The 14,783-nt window shown below is 71.2% G+C and carries 17 protein-coding genes; 9 read left to right on the forward strand and 8 right to left on the reverse strand.

Annotated elements, in window-relative coordinates; translation table 11 throughout:
- Positions 1–20: 20 nt before the first annotated feature.
- Positions 21–1,355 carry an MFS transporter gene (locus ACIBX3_RS31290; protein ID WP_397123212.1) on the reverse strand — a complete coding sequence of 445 codons (1,335 nt, stop codon included), beginning with the start codon at positions 1,353–1,355 and terminating at the stop codon, positions 21–23.
- Between the two features lie 94 nt (positions 1,356–1,449).
- On the opposite strand from ACIBX3_RS31290, the gene ACIBX3_RS31295 reads away from it, so the two are divergent.
- The 5 genes from ACIBX3_RS31295 to ACIBX3_RS31315 all read left to right on the forward strand — a co-directional run bounded on the left by ACIBX3_RS31295 (position 1,450) and on the right by ACIBX3_RS31315 (position 4,144).
- Positions 1,450–2,130 (forward strand): GntR family transcriptional regulator, encoded by a 681-nt coding sequence (locus ACIBX3_RS31295; protein WP_397123214.1) that lies wholly within the window; start codon positions 1,450–1,452, stop codon positions 2,128–2,130.
- Positions 2,131–2,139: 9 nt separating this feature from the next.
- Positions 2,140–2,499 (forward strand): DUF2203 domain-containing protein, encoded by a 360-nt coding sequence (locus tag ACIBX3_RS31300; RefSeq protein WP_397123216.1) that lies wholly within the window; start codon positions 2,140–2,142, stop codon positions 2,497–2,499.
- 76 nt (positions 2,500–2,575) lie between these two features.
- Complete coding sequence (locus ACIBX3_RS31305; protein ID WP_397123218.1) at positions 2,576–3,328, forward strand: SDR family NAD(P)-dependent oxidoreductase; 753 nt, start codon at positions 2,576–2,578, stop codon at positions 3,326–3,328.
- 11 nt (positions 3,329–3,339) lie between these two features.
- Positions 3,340–3,681, forward strand: a complete 342-nt coding sequence (locus ACIBX3_RS31310) for an ArsR/SmtB family transcription factor (RefSeq protein WP_397123220.1) — start codon at positions 3,340–3,342, stop codon at positions 3,679–3,681.
- Positions 3,674–4,144, forward strand: coding sequence for an SRPBCC family protein (locus ACIBX3_RS31315; protein WP_397123222.1), 471 nt, complete (start codon positions 3,674–3,676; stop codon positions 4,142–4,144). Before ACIBX3_RS31310 ends, ACIBX3_RS31315 begins: the two co-directional genes overlap by 8 nt.
- Before the next feature lie 3 nt (positions 4,145–4,147).
- Here the strand turns inward: ACIBX3_RS31315 and ACIBX3_RS31320 are convergent, their stop codons facing one another.
- Positions 4,148–4,849 carry a hypothetical protein gene (locus ACIBX3_RS31320; protein WP_397123224.1) on the reverse strand — a complete coding sequence of 234 codons (702 nt, stop codon included), beginning with the start codon at positions 4,847–4,849 and terminating at the stop codon, positions 4,148–4,150.
- A gap of 166 nt (positions 4,850–5,015) precedes the next feature.
- On the opposite strand from ACIBX3_RS31320, the gene ACIBX3_RS31325 reads away from it, so the two are divergent.
- Positions 5,016–5,561 carry a CGNR zinc finger domain-containing protein gene (locus ACIBX3_RS31325; protein WP_397123226.1) on the forward strand — a complete coding sequence of 182 codons (546 nt, stop codon included), beginning with the start codon at positions 5,016–5,018 and terminating at the stop codon, positions 5,559–5,561.
- 10 nt (positions 5,562–5,571) lie between these two features.
- Here the strand turns inward: ACIBX3_RS31325 and ACIBX3_RS31330 are convergent, their stop codons facing one another.
- A complete protein-coding gene (locus ACIBX3_RS31330) occupies positions 5,572–6,753 on the reverse strand; it encodes an MFS transporter (protein WP_397123228.1) in 1,182 nt (393 codons plus the stop codon).
- 241 nt (positions 6,754–6,994) lie between these two features.
- On the opposite strand from ACIBX3_RS31330, the gene ACIBX3_RS31335 reads away from it, so the two are divergent.
- Positions 6,995–7,876: an alpha/beta fold hydrolase gene (locus ACIBX3_RS31335; protein ID WP_397123230.1), complete on the forward strand. Its 882-nt coding sequence runs from the start codon at positions 6,995–6,997 to the stop codon at positions 7,874–7,876.
- Positions 7,877–7,916: 40 nt separating this feature from the next.
- On the opposite strand, the gene ACIBX3_RS31340 is transcribed toward ACIBX3_RS31335, so the two are convergent.
- The gene (locus ACIBX3_RS31340) at positions 7,917–8,684 is read right to left on the reverse strand and encodes a VOC family protein (RefSeq protein ID WP_397123232.1); all 768 of its coding nucleotides are present in this window, start codon (positions 8,682–8,684) and stop codon (positions 7,917–7,919) included.
- Between the two features lie 169 nt (positions 8,685–8,853).
- Here ACIBX3_RS31340 and ACIBX3_RS31345 point away from each other — a divergent pair, with 169 nt between their 5' ends.
- Positions 8,854–9,483 (forward strand): alpha-ketoglutarate-dependent dioxygenase AlkB, encoded by a 630-nt coding sequence (locus ACIBX3_RS31345; RefSeq protein ID WP_397123234.1) that lies wholly within the window; start codon positions 8,854–8,856, stop codon positions 9,481–9,483.
- 78 nt (positions 9,484–9,561) lie between these two features.
- On the opposite strand, the gene ACIBX3_RS31350 is transcribed toward ACIBX3_RS31345, so the two are convergent.
- The 4 genes from ACIBX3_RS31350 to ACIBX3_RS31365 all read right to left on the reverse strand — a co-directional run bounded on the left by ACIBX3_RS31350 (position 9,562) and on the right by ACIBX3_RS31365 (position 13,773).
- A complete protein-coding gene (locus tag ACIBX3_RS31350; RefSeq protein ID WP_397123236.1) occupies positions 9,562–10,623 on the reverse strand; it encodes a WD40/YVTN/BNR-like repeat-containing protein in 1,062 nt (353 codons plus the stop codon).
- Positions 10,624–10,743: 120 nt separating this feature from the next.
- Positions 10,744–11,625, reverse strand: coding sequence for a D-alanyl-D-alanine carboxypeptidase family protein (locus ACIBX3_RS31355; protein ID WP_397123238.1), 882 nt, complete (start codon positions 11,623–11,625; stop codon positions 10,744–10,746).
- 127 nt (positions 11,626–11,752) lie between these two features.
- Positions 11,753–12,931 (reverse strand): glycosyltransferase family 4 protein, encoded by a 1,179-nt coding sequence (locus tag ACIBX3_RS31360; protein ID WP_397123240.1) that lies wholly within the window; start codon positions 12,929–12,931, stop codon positions 11,753–11,755.
- Positions 12,928–13,773, reverse strand: a complete 846-nt coding sequence (locus ACIBX3_RS31365) for a sulfotransferase family protein (RefSeq protein WP_397123242.1) — start codon at positions 13,771–13,773, stop codon at positions 12,928–12,930. The genes ACIBX3_RS31360 and ACIBX3_RS31365 overlap by 4 nt, the downstream gene beginning before the upstream one ends.
- A gap of 472 nt (positions 13,774–14,245) precedes the next feature.
- On the opposite strand from ACIBX3_RS31365, the gene ACIBX3_RS31370 reads away from it, so the two are divergent.
- Positions 14,246–14,719 (forward strand): nitroreductase family deazaflavin-dependent oxidoreductase, encoded by a 474-nt coding sequence (locus tag ACIBX3_RS31370; protein ID WP_397123244.1) that lies wholly within the window; start codon positions 14,246–14,248, stop codon positions 14,717–14,719.
- Positions 14,720–14,783: the final 64 nt, after the last annotated feature.

The following is a 14,783-nucleotide window of genomic DNA, read 5'->3' on the forward strand; positions in this document are numbered from 1 at the left end:
CGGCTTTCGCGGCAGTCGGATTACGCGAAGGGCCCGATCTGGCCCGGGATCCCCCGCCGAGGGGCCGGCTCGGGCTCGGCGGTGAGGTCGAGGTCCCGGGTCTCCGGCGCGATCGCCAGTCCCAGGGTCGTGACGGCCAGGGCGACGACCACGTAGATCGACACCGCCACCGTGGTCTGGTACGCCTGGAACAGCTGCAGCGCGATGATCGGCGCCAGCGCGCCGCCCACGATCCCGGCGACCTGGTAGCCCATGGACGCGCCGCTGTAGCGCAGGCGGGTGCTGAACAGCTCGGCGATGAACGCGGCCTGCGGCCCGTACATCGCGGCGTGCGTGACCAGCGCGACGATCGCGGCCACGGCGATCAGCGGGAACGACTTCGTGTCCAGCAGCGGGAAGAACGCGAACACCCACACCGCCGCGCCGGCCACGCCCGCGAGGTACACCGGCCGCCGCCCCACCCGGTCCGACAGCGCGCCGAACAACGGGATCAGCGCCAGCTGCAGCGCCGAGCCGATGAGCACGGCGTTGAGCGCGTACGAGCGCGGCAGGCTCAGCTGGGTGGTGATGTAGACGATGATGTACGCGGTGAACGTGTAGAACGCCACGTCCACCCCGATCCGGGCGGTGAAGGCGGACAGCAGCGCCCGCGGGTGCGTGCGCAGCACCTCGACCAGCGGCATCTTCGCCTTGGCCCCCTGCTGATCGACCTCGGCGAACAACGGCGACTCGGTGATCTTCAGCCGCACCCACAGGCCCACGAACACCAGCGCGCCCGACAGCAGGAACGGCACCCGCCAGCCCCACGACAGGAACGCCTCGTCGGACTGGACGAACGACAGGAGCGTGAGGAGCCCGGTGGCCAGCACGTATCCGGCCGGCACGCCGACCTGCGGCCAGCTCGCGTTGAAGCCGCGCCGCCGCTCGTCGCCGTGCTCCAGCGACATGATCACCGCGCCGCCCCACTCGCCGCCGAGCCCCAGGCCCTGGACGAACCGCAGCAGCGCCAGCAGGATCGGCGCGATCACGCCCACGGCCGCGTAGCCGGGCAGCACGCCGATGAGGAACGTCGAGACGCCCATCACCAGCAGCGTCACCACCAGCACGGTCTTGCGGCCCACCCGGTCGCCGAAGTGGCCGAACACCACGCCGCCGAGCGGCCTGGCGACGAACGCGACGGCGTTGGTGGTCAGCGACGCCAGCGTCGCGCTGAACGGATCGAGGGACGGGAAGAACAGCTTGGGGAAGACCAGGGTCGCCGCCGTGGTGTAGAGGAAGAAGTCGTACCACTCCAGCGACGTGCCGATCAGGCTGGCGAGGATCACCCGCCGGGTCTGTTGCGTGGAGCCTGACATCGATCGCTCCTTGCTTGTCGAAGGGGGAGTAGTTTCAACATAAGAATCGTTGAACAATTCGACAAGAGGTTTGCTCCATGATTCCCTGTTAATTGTGGATGACGTCGTCGCTGACCTCTCCCGGGACCGCTCCCGGCTGGGACGCAGCAGCATGGCCGAAGGGGTGGCCGACATCCTGCGCGACCGCATCAGCCAGGGCTTCTTCCGCCCCGGCCAGCGGCTGTCGGAGGAGTCGATCTCCGAAGGGCTCGGCGTGTCGCGCAACACGCTGCGCGAGGCGTTCCGGCTGCTCGGCCACGAGCGGCTGCTCGACCACAAGCTTAACCGGGGCGTGTTCGTCCGCCTGCCGTCCGTCGAGGACGCCCTCGACCTCTACCGGGTGCGCCGCGTGCTGGAGGGCTCGGCGGTGCGCCGGCCGCCGTCCCCGCAGGCGCTGGTCGTGATCAGGGAGGCCATGCGCGACGCGGAGCGGGCCGCCGCGCAGGACGACTGGCAGGCGGTCGGCACCGCCAACATCCGCTTCCACCAGGCCCTCGTGACGCTGAACGGCAGCCCCAGGATCGACGAGCTGATGCGCCAGCTGCTGGCCGAGCTGCGCCTGGTCTTCCACGTGATGGACAATCCACGGGCGCTCCACGAGCCGTTCGTGCACCGCAACCGGGCGCTGCTGGAGCTCATCGAAGCCGGCCGGACGGACGACGCGGCGGCCTATCTGGACGACTACCTGGAGCACGCGGAGAAGCTGCTCGTCCACGCGTACGAGCCGAACCGCTAACGTTTGCGCATGGACCGGATCTTCACCGTCGACGAGGCCCGGGCCCTGCTGCCCGGCGTCGTGGAGGACGCCCGGGTGCTGATCGCCGCCCGCGCCGACCTGGCCGAGATCACCTTCGACCGGCAGGCCAGGGGCGGCTCCGAGCTGGGCGGCATCCCCGAGATCAAGGCGCTCGAGGCCCGCATCGAGGAGATCGTCAGCGGATGGGCCAGGCAGGGGATCGAGGTCAAGGGCATCGCTCCCGTGCTGGTCGACTTCCCCGCGGTGCTGGAGGGGGTGTCGGTGCGGCTGTGCTGGATCGAGGGTGAGCGGGAGCTCGCCTGGTATCACCGTACCGACCTGGGCTTCGCGGGCCGCCGCCCGCTCTGACGCCGCTTTCCCCTTGACGGGCCGTCGGCCGCCGTGTATTCAACTTATAAGTTGATAAACCGAAAGGTTGATTACGATGCTCCTCGAGAACAAGGTCGCCGTGGTCTACGGGGCCGGAGGCGCGATCGGCGGCGCGGCGGCGCGGGCCTTCGCCCGCGAGGGCGCCCGCGTCTTCCTCGCCGGCCGCACCACGGCCGCGCTCGACAAGGTCGCCGCCGACATCCGCGCCGCCGGCGGGACGGCCGAGACCGCGCAGGTCGACGCAATGGACGAGGACGCCGTCGGCGCCTTCGCCGACTCTGTCGCCGGGCGGGCCGGCGGCATCGACGTCTCCTTCAACGCCATCGGCGTCCAGGACGTGCAGAAACCGCTGATGGAGATCACCGCCGAGGAGTTCGCGCGGCCCATCCGGACCGCCACGCGCACGCAGTTCCTGACCACCAGGGCCGCCGTCAGGCACATGATCCCGCGCGGCGGCGGGGTCATCCTCATGTTCGGCGGCGGCGGCCCCCAGACCATGCCCGGGCTGGGCGGGTTCAAGATCGCCCTCGATGCCATGGAAGGTCTGCGGCGGCAGTGGGCCTGCGAGGCCGGACAACACGGTGTGCGCGTCGTCACCATGGTGACCGGCGGCGTGCCGGAGAGCGTCCCCGACGACTTCCCCGCCAGAGACCGGATCGAGGCCGGCATACGCGAGGGGACCCTGCTGGGCCGGGCCGCGACCCTGGACGATGTGGGGAACGTGGCCGCGTTCGTGGCCTCCGACCGGGCCAGGACCATGACGTCGGCGACCGTTAACATCTCCTGCGGCGCGATCGTGGACCACTAGGAGCGGCCTGGATGCCGGACGACGAGCTCAGCCTCACCTTCGCCGCCCTGGCCGATCCGACCAGGCGGGCGATACTCGCCCGGCTGGCCGACGGCGAGGCCACGGTCAACGAGCTGGCCGAGCCGTTCGACATGAGCCTCCAGGCGGTCTCCAAGCACCTCAAGGTGCTCGAGCGGGCGGGGCTGATCAGCAGGGGCCGCGAGGCCCAGTGGCGGCCCTGCCGCCTGGAGACGGCCCCCCTGGACAGCGCCTCGGACTGGATAGGCCGGTACCGCGACCGCTGGACCGACCGGTTCGACCGCCTCGACCGGGAGATCAGGCAGATCCAGCGAGGAAAGGACGACCATGAGTGACACCGAGTTCGTCATCGAGCCCGGTCGCCAGGACATCGTCATGACCCGTGTCTTCGACGCGCCCAGGGACGTGGTGTTCCGGGTGGTCACCGACCCGGAGCTGATCCCGCGCTGGTGGGGACCGCGCTTCCTCACCACCAGGGTCGACCTCATGGAGGTCAGGCCGGGCGGCCGCTGGCGCTACGTCAACAGCGACGCCCGTGGCAGGGAGTTCTTCTTCCGCGGCGTCTACCACGACGTCGTGGCGCCGGAGCGGTTCGTGCGCACGTGGGCGTTCGAGGGCCTGCCCGAGGACGTGGCGCTGGAGACGGTCACGCTCGTCGAGCTCGACGGCCGGACGAAGTACGTCGCCCAGTCCGTGCACCAGTCGGTGGAGGCCCGCGACGCGATCATCCGGGCCGACGGCCCGAGGGGCGGCCGGGAGTCCATGGACCGGCTCGCCGAGGTGCTCGCCGCACTCTGAGCTCTACTTCTTCGCCAGGCCGGGCGGGACGTCCGGCCGGCCGCGCTTCCCGGGATGGGCGCCGTTCCCCGGGCCGGCGCCGTTGCCGGGGTCGGCGCCGTTGCCGGGGTCGGCGCCGTTGCCCGGGTTGTCCGCCTTGCCGACCCCCTGCCCCGGCGGCTCCCTGGTCTGTCCCGGCGGAGTGTGCCGGACCTTGGGGGACGCGGCGGCGGACGGCTCGGCGGGCGGGATGGTGACCGGCCGGTTCGTCCTGCCGGGCCGCGCCGTCGCCGATGCCTTTCCCCGGGGCGTGCGGTGGACGGACACGGGCGCGGGGCGTACGGGGGCGGGGGTCGGGCGGACGACGGCCGGTCTCGTGCCGGCGCCGGGCGGCGGCGTGTGCCCGCGGTCCCGGCCGGGCTCCGCGTGGTCCTTCCCGCGATGGGTACGGGGTGCCGAGATCGGCAGGGGGGGCGGTGTGCGGGCGATCGGCGTGGAGGCGGGGCGGGCGCTGATCGTGCCCGGCGGGGGCGCCGTGGCGTCGCTCTCGGGCACGGGCACCGCGTCCAGCGTGGGAGCGCTGCCCGGGACGCCGATCAGCACCGCGGCCATGGCCAGATTGAGGATCCCCGCGAGAACGACGGAGATCCGCACCGCATGTGCCCGGTTCCGCCGTCGCTCCGCGGTGACGTGCCGGCTTCCGTCCGTCACGACGGAAGTGCCCATGCCGATGTCATGCCCAGTTCCTCCGATCGAGGCGATCAACCTTTCCGATCTAGACATGGATGACCACGGCGGTCAAGGGAGTTGGCGCGGCGATCATTCCGGCGACTGTGACTCATCCATGACCAACCGGACACGCCACGTGCGACGCCGGGCTTACGCTGCATGGGTGGAGGTTCACTCGACCAAGGCGATGGCCGTCAGAGCCGTCGACCTGTGCGTGGCGCTGCTGCACGAGCAGCCGTCGACCGAGTCGGTCTCACGCGTGCTGCGCGAGCACGGCGAGACCGGAGACCTCGACCTGGGCGAGGACGACATAGCGGCCATGCGCACGGCGGCGGGGCGCCTGCGCGAGGTCCTGGGCGCGCCGGACCCCGACCAGGCGGCGGCCCTCCTCAACAGGCTGCTCGCCGGAGCGGCCCAAGCCCCCAGACTGACCAGCCACGGTGGCACAACGAACTGGCATCTGCACGTGGACAGCGCGGACGACGCGCCGTGGGGGGAATGGTTCCTGGTGTCGTCGGCGATGGCGCTGGCCGTCCTGCTGGCCGACTACCAGCGCGTTCCCGGAGGGTTGTGCGCGTCGGCCGGATGCGGGCGGCCGTACATGGACTTCGGAGGCGGCAGCCCGCGTCGCTACTGCAGCACCCGCTGCGCCACCCGCGAACGCGTCGCCGCCCACCGCTCCCGCGCCTCATCCGGCGTGCCGGGCTGACCGTCCGGGCTCATCCCGCCGGAGCCTGGGAACCGCGCCGTGACGCCAGCACGGCCACCGCCGTCGCCTGCAGCGCCGCGCCCGTCAGCAGGGCCGCCGTCACCGAGTACGCCGCCAGCGGCCCGGCCAGCGCCGACCCGATGGCGAACGAGGTGATCTTGAGACTGGCTCCGGTGGTGAACACCTGGGCGCGCCGGCGGGCGGGCGCCTCACGGTGCCGTACCGAGAACAACGCGGTCAGCTGCGGCCCTTCGCCCGCCCCCGCCACGGCCGCGGCCACCACCGCGACCCAGAACGACCCGGACACGGCCGCCAACGCCGTCCCCGCGCCCAGTGCAGCCGTCCCCCAGACCAGCACCGCGTCCCACCGCCATGCCCGGCCACCTGCCGCGATCACGGCGTTCGCGGCCAGCCCGCACGCGGCGGTGACGGTCAGCAGCAGCGCGCCGTACCCGCTCTCGCCTGTGAGGCGGACACCTAACACGGGGGCCGACACCACGAGCACGGCCAGCCCGGCACACGAGATCATCGATCCGGCCGTCGCCCGCCGCAGTGCCCCGTTCCGCACGATGACGGCGAACCCCTCGATCAGCTCTCCCCACACGGACTCACCCGGCGCCCGGTCCCACCCACCGGATCCACCGTCGCCGCGTGGGGGCAGGGTCCAGGCGACGGGAAGCGCGGCGACGAGCAGCCCGGTGCACACCAGCACCGCCGCCCCGCCGTCATCAGCCGCCGCCATCACGCCCACCACGGCCGGACCGGCCAGCCCGGCCACGTTGTAACTCATGGAATCGAGCGCGTTCGCCCTGCCCATTCTCCCGGGCCCGGCCACCAGGGGCAGCTGCGCCGTCCAGCCGCCGGCGAGCGCGGGTCCCAGCAGGCCGGCCACCACGGCCACCGCGACCAGGGCGGCGTCGGGCGCCCGGCCCAGCCCGTGCAGGATCAGGAGGAGCCCGGCCGCGTACCCGCACAGGCACCACGCCAGCAGCCGCCCCGGCCGCCGCGTCCGGTCGAGCAGCACCCCGAGCAGCGGCCCGCCGACGGCGGCCGAGACGGTCAGCCCGGCCAACAGCCAGGACGCCGTCACGGGAGACCCCGTGACGGCCAGCCCCGTGACGAGGAGGGCGGGCCCGGACATCTCATCGCCGGTACGGGCCGCGACGGCACCGGCCATGTAACGCCATAACATGCAGGAGACGTTACAGGAGGACCTGCGTCGCAGTGTTAGGAGCGGCGGACGCAGGGAAAGTCCCTGACAGGTCGCCCGGCCTGTACGAACTGCGTGCCGCGCAGGCCGGGCCACGCCTCCGGACGTACCTGGCGGGTGCCGGCCGCGGACGCGTTTTCCCCGATTCCCGATTGACGCCTTAGCAACGCTAAGGCACCTTGGCGGAGAAGGGGCTTAGCATCGCTAAGGGGAGAGGGAAACCATGAGCGACAGCGTCGCACCACCCACGACCGGCACGGTGACCTCGGCGGACGGCACGACGATCGGCTACCGGCAGGTCGGCGGCGGCCCCGGCGTGATCCTTTTACACGGCGGCATGCAAGCGTCCCAGCACTACACGCGCCTGGCGCGAACCCTCGCCGAGGCGTACACCGTCTACGTGCCCGACCGGCGGGGCCGCGGCATGAGCGGGTCGCACGGCGACGACTACGGCATGGCCAAAGAGTGCCAGGACCTGGAAGCCCTCGTGAACCAGACGGGCGCGCATCTGGTGTGGGGGCACAGCTCGGGCGGGCTCGTCGCCCTGCAGACCGCCCTGACGCACCCAGGCATCCACAAGCTCGCCGTGTACGAGCCGGCGCTGTCCATGTACGGCGCCATCCCGCTGGGCTGGCTCCCCAGGTTCGAGCGCGAACTGGACCAGGCCAGGCCGGCCGACGCGGTGATCACCTTCACCAAGGGGACGAAGGCCCACTGGGCCTTCGCCGTGCTGCCGCGCCGGCTGCTGGCGCTGATGCTCAACAGGTATCTGCGGAAGGAGGAGCAGGCGCTCAAACCCGGTGAGGTCTCCATGCGGGCGCTGATCCCCACCCAGCGCTACGACGGGCGGATCTTCGCTGAGGTGGCCTCGAGCGAGGGCTACGCCGAGCTGGACCTGCGCGCGGACCTGGACGTCTTGCTGATGAACGGCAAGCGGACCCCGCCGCCGTTGCGCAACGCCATGGACGCCCTGCAGCGGACGCTCCCGCACGCCCGGCGCGTGGAGTTCCCCCGCATCGGGCACGAAGGCCCGGCCACCGGCGACCCGGAGCGCGTCGGCGAGGAGCTGCGGGCGTTCTTCGCCCAGCCCCATGAGCGGCGATGATCAGGATCGGGCGGGCCCGATGCCGGTCACGACGGACCGTTCATGCGGAACTGGTGATGACCGCGAACCGGGCGCCATGCGGGTCGGCGAGGATCGCCATGCGCCCGACCCCCTCCATGCTCAGCGCGGGAGCCCGCACCGTGCCACCGAGTTGCTGCGCCATGGACACCGTGGCGTCGCAGTCGGACACCTCGAAGTACGGCAGCCAGTGTGGACTGCCTCCGGGCTGGAGCTGGACGATCCCGGCCATCGACGACGTCTCGTCGCCCACGGAGGGAGCGGCCACGGGATAGGACATGTCGCCCATCGGCATGTCGGTGATGGACCAGCCGAAGACCGCCTCGTAGAAGGCGCGCGCGGCGGCGACGTCGGAGACGTGCAGCTCGATCCAGGCGAGCGATCCCGGCTCCGTGACCAGACCGAGCCCCTCGGTCTCGCCCGGCTGCCACACGGCGAACCCGGCTCCCGCCGGATCCGCGAACACCGCCATGCGCCCCTGTCCCTCGATGTCGCGCGGCGGGGAGAGGACCGTGCCGCCCGCCTGCTCGATCGTCTTGGCGACGCCGTCGGCGTCGGACGTCTGGAAGTACGTCAGCCACGCCGCGGCGGGGTTGTCCTCGGTGGCGCGGTTGATCCCGGCGACCGTCCTGCCGCCGACCTGGCAGAACCGGTAGTCCCGGTGCTCGGGGCCGAGCGTGATCGACTGCCAGCCGAACAGCCCGGTGTAGAACGTGTCGGACCGCTCGACGTCGGGGCTGTTGACGTCGATCCAGCAGGGGACGCCCGGGCGGTAGTCGGTGGTGAGCATCGCGTTGCTCCTTCGCGTGACGAAGCGGCGGGTGGCCTCCCACCTCACGGCGCGGTCTGAGGCGACGCCACTCGTATCCGGCGCATGACAGCGTGACACGAGGCGCCGACAAAAAGCGACCACCACCACAATCGAATGCGTGTTTGAGGTTTGGCGTAGACTCGGCACCATGAGAGCCGCGTTCCAAGCATCTCTGCTGGGTCTCGACGAGGAGCTCGGTGTCGGCCCGCTCGGCTCCACGGTCCGCAGGACGCATCTCGGCCGCGGTGCGTGGATCGACCTGCGGCCGGGCTGGCTGTCGGGCGCCGACCTGCTGTTCGAGCGGCTCGCCGAGGCGGTGCCGTGGCGTGCCGAGCGGCGGCGCATGTACGACAAGGTCGTCGACGTGCCCCGGCTGCTGAAGTTCTACGACGAGGACGAGATCCTGCCGGATCCTGTGCTCGCCGACGCCAGGCGGGCGCTGAACGCCCACTACGAGGAGGAGCTGGGGGAGCCGTTCCGCACGGCGGGCCTGTGCCTCTACCGTGACGGCCGTGACAGCGTGGCCTGGCACGGGGACACGATCGGGCGGGGGAGCAGCGAGGACACGATGGTGGCGATCGTCTCCGTCGGCTGCGCCCGGCCCCTCCTGCTCCGGCCGCGCGGTGGCGGACCCTCGATCCGGCACGACCTCGGCAATGGGGATCTCATCGTGATGGGCGGCAGCTGCCAGCGCACCTGGGAGCACGCCGTCCCGAAGACGACCCGCACGGCCGGACCGCGCATCAGCATCCAGTTCCGCCCCCGCGACGTCCGCTGACGCCTCTCGTCCCTCCGGCAGGCGGTCGCCCGCCGGTCGAGGGCGGGCGTGGCGATGAGGACCTGGACGAGGACAGGACTACTTCAGGGTCAGTCTGGCGACGCGGCCCTGTTCGCCCGCAGCCCAGCAGGCCCCGTCCCGCGCGCACGACACCGCGTCGAAAGAGCCGCCGTCGAACGTCTCCCAGTTCCTGCCGCCCGAGTACGTCACATCACTCCCGGACGGCCCCACCGCGACAGCGGCGAACGGCGGCCACGGCAGCCAGGTCACGCCCGAGCGGTAGGCGGGCGGCGGTGCGGCGGCGGCCTGCCAGGTGGCCCCGCCGTCCCTGGTCACGGCCCCGGCACTGGGTGACTGCTGGTCCGGCCGGAAGTCCCCGCCGACCGCGATGCCCCGGTGCCGGTCGCGAAAGGCCAGGCCGAACACGCCCCGCGCCGGGTCTCCGGCCGGGATGGGCGTGTCGGCCACGGTCCACGTACGCCCGCGATCCCCTGAACGGAACACCCGCGACCGCTCGGCCCCGCCGCTGGCCAGCCACACGTCCCGGCCGCCCGCCGTGACCAGGCACTGCCCGCTCGCCGCGAACCCGGCCTCGCCCGGCAGCGCCTCCGGCATGCCGTCGGAGGGCAGCACCCGCCAGCTCCGCCCGCCGTCCTCCGTGGCCAGGATCCGGAACCTGCCGTCCACCGGATCGCTCATGGCCAGCCCGTGCCGCCCGTCGAAGAAGGCCAGGCAGTCGTAGAACGCCCGAGGCTCGTCGTTCCTGAAGGTCTCCGTCCAGGTACGCCCGCCGTCCTCCGTACGGTAGACCCGCGAGTTCGTGCCCTCGCCGATGGACAATGCCACGGCCCGGCGCGCGTCGAAGGCCTCGATGTCGCGGAACTGCAGGTCGGCGGTGCCTGGCGGCGAGACGTTCTGCCAGCTCCGGCCGCCGTCCACGGTCCTCAGCACCGTGCCGCCCGAGCCGGAGGCCCAGACCACGTCGCGGCTGACGGGCGACAGGCCGCGCAGGCGCGCGGTCACCCCGGTCTCCTTGAGCTCCCAGCCGAGTCGGGGCGGGCCGGCGTGGGCAGCGGACGGGGACGCGGCCGCGAGCACGAAGGTCACTGACATCGCGCTCAACGCGATTCGAAGCTTCATGTCGGGCAAACTAAACCAAAGGATCAACGCCGTCCATGGTGTGAAATGTCCGGCAAGGTCTCCCATCCCGGTCCTCCCGGCTGCGCCAGGCGGGGCCTGGCGGATGCCCGCCGGCCCGGCTCATGCGGCCTGGCGGGCGGCTCCCCAGCTCAGCAGCGCCTCGGCCGTGCTGAACCGGCGGCTCGAAACCGACTCGCCGAGCAGCACGCCGACCAGCCGCCGCCCCTCCCGCTCACCCGCGAACGCCAGGCAGAATCCCGCCGCCCGCGTGAACCCGGTCTTCACCCCGATCGCCCCCGGCGTCCCGAGCAGCCGGTTGGTGTTGCGCCAGCTGTAGGAACGGTGCTCATCGGTGGCGTCGAGCGAGTGGTACCGGGTGCCGGTCGCCTGCTTGATCAGCGGGGTCCGCAGTGCCTGGGCGGCCAGCACGGCCTGGTCCCGCGCGGTGGAGTAGCCGTCGCCGCCCGGCGTGGGCAGGCCGTCGGCGTTGACGTACCGGGTGTCGTTCATGCCCAGTTCGCGGGCGGTCGCGTTCATCTTGGCGACGAAGCCGTCCACGCCGGGGCCGTACGTGCGGGCCAGGGCGTGCGCGGCGTCGGCGCCCGAGGGGAGCATCAGGCCGTACAGGAGCTCGCCGACCGTGAGCCGGTCGCCGGCGCGCAGGTCGGCGGTGGTGCCGCCGCCGTCCTCGGCGTACGCGACGTCCGCCGGCGCGATCTGCACCACGTCCGCCGGTCTGGCGGTTTTCAATACGACATATGCCGTCATGGTCTTGGTGAGGCTGGCGATCGGCATGCGCTCGCCGCCGTCCTCCTCGAACAGCACCTCGCCCGACGAGGCGTCGATCAGGTACGCCGCCCGCCCGTACACCGCGGGTGCGTCGAGTGCGGCGGGGGCGGCGGCGAGCGGGGCCGGCGCGTCCGCGTAGGCAGGCGCCGCGAGGCCCGTGACCAGGGCAAAGAAGCCGGCCAGTACGGCCAGGCGGGCTTTCCGGATACGCATGGGCCCAGGCTGCCGCGAACTTTAGAGTGCCTTTGACGAAATAGCCGAAATTTCGCCACAAAGGGCCGGGAAATGCCGACGCGGCAGGAGATTTCGGCAGGTAAATCTTTTCCGGCGAACGAAGCCGTCAGCGAGCGCTCCAGAAGTTGTCGGCCACGCGCTCGCCCTCAAGAAGCTCAGCGAACAAATCCTCCCACAAAGGCATCACCAGCTCCGGCGCGTACGCCCGCGACGTCTTCACCGCCTCCTTCCCCATGCGCACCCGCAGTTTCCGGTCGGCGACGACCCGCTTCAACGCGGCGGCCAGCGCGTCCACGTCCCTGGGCGGCACCAGCACCCCGTCCACGCCGTCGGTCAGCACGTCGCCCGGCCCGGTCGGGCAGTCGAACGCCACCACGGGCAGCCCGTGCGTCATGGCCTCGATCATCACCATGGGCAGGCCCTCGAACCGCGAGCTCAGCGCGTACACGGAGGCCTCGGTCAGCTCCCGCTCCAGCTGGTCGGCACGCCCCGTCAGCGCCACGTGCTCGCCCAGCCCGTACTGCTCGACGAGCCCCTCCAGCTGCCCCTTGCGCGGCCCGGCCCCGCAGATGCGCAGCCGCCACCCCGGATGGTCGGCCACCACCTGCGCGAAGGCCTGGATCAGCAGGTCGAACCCCTTCTGCGGCACCAGCCGCCCGGCGGCGACCACCACGGGATCGACCTGCCGGGAACGTTCCTGATCGCTCTTGTGCACGGCGTTGGGGATCTGCACGATCGGGGTCCGGGGGAGCAACCGCTGGTATTCGAGCCGGTTCGTCCCCGTCAGCACCGTGATCGCATCCAACCGCCCGTAGTGGCGGGCGATCTCCCTGCGGATGGTGTCGGGGTAGGCCGACAGGTTCATGTGCTCCTGGGCGACCCTGACGACGCTCTTGGGCGTGCGGCGGGCGGAGATCAGGTTCAGCGCGGGCCGCGTGGTGACCAGGACGCCGTCGCGCAGCCGGGCGCAGTAGTCCATCGCGGCCCACTCCACCCGCTCGGTGAAGTAGTCGGCCGCGAACTCCCCGCGCGGCACGATCTTCCCGCGTACCCGGCGCCAGGCCCGGCGGCCGATCGAGTCGGGCGCCCGGCCGGCGCGCTGGTCCACCAGCGTGGTGATGGTGATCCGCGGGTCCAGCGCGAACCGGGGGGTGTCGCGCCGCCGTACCACGCTGACCAGCTCGACCTCGTGCCCCGACGCGGCCATCGCGTTGGCCTGGTTGACGACCGTGCGGTTGGTGCCGCCCATGCCGTACGCGTGCAGCATGAGGTAGCGGATCTTCACGAGAGGTACCCCCAGGTCCGGGAGATGGGCTTCAGCGCCTCAGGGATCTGGTCCTCGCGGGGGAGCTCGCGGGCGGGCTGCACGGCGCCGGAGCGGATCTTGTCGCGCCAGTCCCCGAGTCCCTTCTCCAGGACCGGCTGGCTGCCGTACGCGAGCATGTCCGGCTCCCACTCCAGGCCCAGGAACGCGCAGATCTCGCGGGTGACCCGCTCCGGCTCGGCGCTGAGCTCCTCGTACCTGACGGTCAGGCCGGGCAGGGCCTTCCTGGCCCGTTGCACGGCCTTCATGTACCGCAGCGCGTCCAGCGTGGCCTCCTCGGGAGTACGTTTGTCCGGGGCGGCCTCGTGCCACGACGTGGCGATCGAGGCGGGGTGGCGGAGCAGGAAGACGAAGCGCGCGTCCGGCCAGCAGGCGGCGATGCGCTCGTAGGCGAAGGCGTTCGCGGGCGTCTTGTCCACGATGTACTGCTTGCCGCTGCGTACCAGCTCGCGGTGCAGGACGCGGTCCCACAGCAGATGTTCCAGGTCGGCCTGGTTGTGCCCGAGCGCCGCCATCGCCTTCGCGGCCAGATTCGTGTCGAAGTGCACCCGCAGGCGCCGTACGTGCAGCTCATGGGGGGCGTGCAGGGACGAGTGGGCGTTGAGAATCGACCGCAGGAGCGTCGAGCCGGACCGCACGGGCGACAGGAGGAACACGGGGGCGTCGAGCAGCCGGTCGGTTAGCGGATCCGCGGGCGGTCTGATCTCGGGGGCGGGAGGGGCGGGCGGCGCTTTCCCAACTCGTTCGATCTGGAATCCGGTGAACCTGACCAGCGCTTTGTTGACCTTACGCTGCCAGTTCATGCCGACGCAGATTACCGTTGCTTCCTGGTGATTACCTGGCAACAATACGGGTTCGCATGCGAACAGGCAGGTTTTCCGAGCGGCCGCCCGGGCAGGGCGGGTTTCTCCCACGGGCGGCGCAGGTCCTCGACCAGGTGGCGGGTCAGGCGGCTGGGTGCAGGCGATGATGACGATGTCCGACTCGCAGCGAAGGTGAGACGGTGGCCGCACGATGTCATGGCGACACGCCGCGACTTTAAGGACACCGTCCGCTATATGTGGATGGATGCCATAAGTCCTGATCAGGGCATACGCCCAGGATTTTGGTCGAGAACAAGCTCCCCAAGTCACCGTTAGGTAGGCATTTAGCGCGTCGAGTCACGGTGTTCCAGACAACTCGACACGAGGGAGAACCAGCATGAATGCCCTTGACCTCACGGGGATCCGCATCGTTCACCGTGCCCGGCGACTCGGCTTCGGGAGCTGAGCGGCCATGGCGAAGCGATCACGTTTCCTCGTCGCGCTCATCAGGTATGTCTGCGACAGGCAGGTGAGCACCTATCGCAAGAGCGGCGGACGCAGGCCCGCCACCGTGCGTGGCATCCCCGTTCTGCTCCTCACCACGAGAGGCCGGAAGAGTGGCCTGCCTCGGACACGACCGCTCGGGTATGGCAGGGACGGCCGTCGATTCGTTGTGATCGCCTCGAACGGCGGAGACGACGCTACTCCCGCCTGGTGGCTCAATCTCCGTGACGACCCCGTCGCGGAGATAGAGGTGGGCGGCGCGGATGGGCTGAGCGCGGTGAAGGTGCGCGCGAGCCAGGCCGCGGGCGAGGAGCACGAACGCCTGTGGCAGGTGATGAGCAGCCGGTATCCCGCCTACCTGAGCTATGTGGCCAAGACCCGGCGCCCCTTCCCCATCGTGGTGCTCGAACCAATCGACGGCCTCCCGGCTTCATCTTGGTGATCGGCACCGCGGCATCTATGCCGGTAACGTCGTGGAAGTCTATGCTTCTCCCGATATGGTCAGA

The sequence above is a fragment of the Nonomuraea sp. NPDC049480 genome (genome assembly GCF_044465905.1).
Classification (GTDB): Bacteria; Actinomycetota; Actinomycetes; order Streptosporangiales; family Streptosporangiaceae; genus Nonomuraea.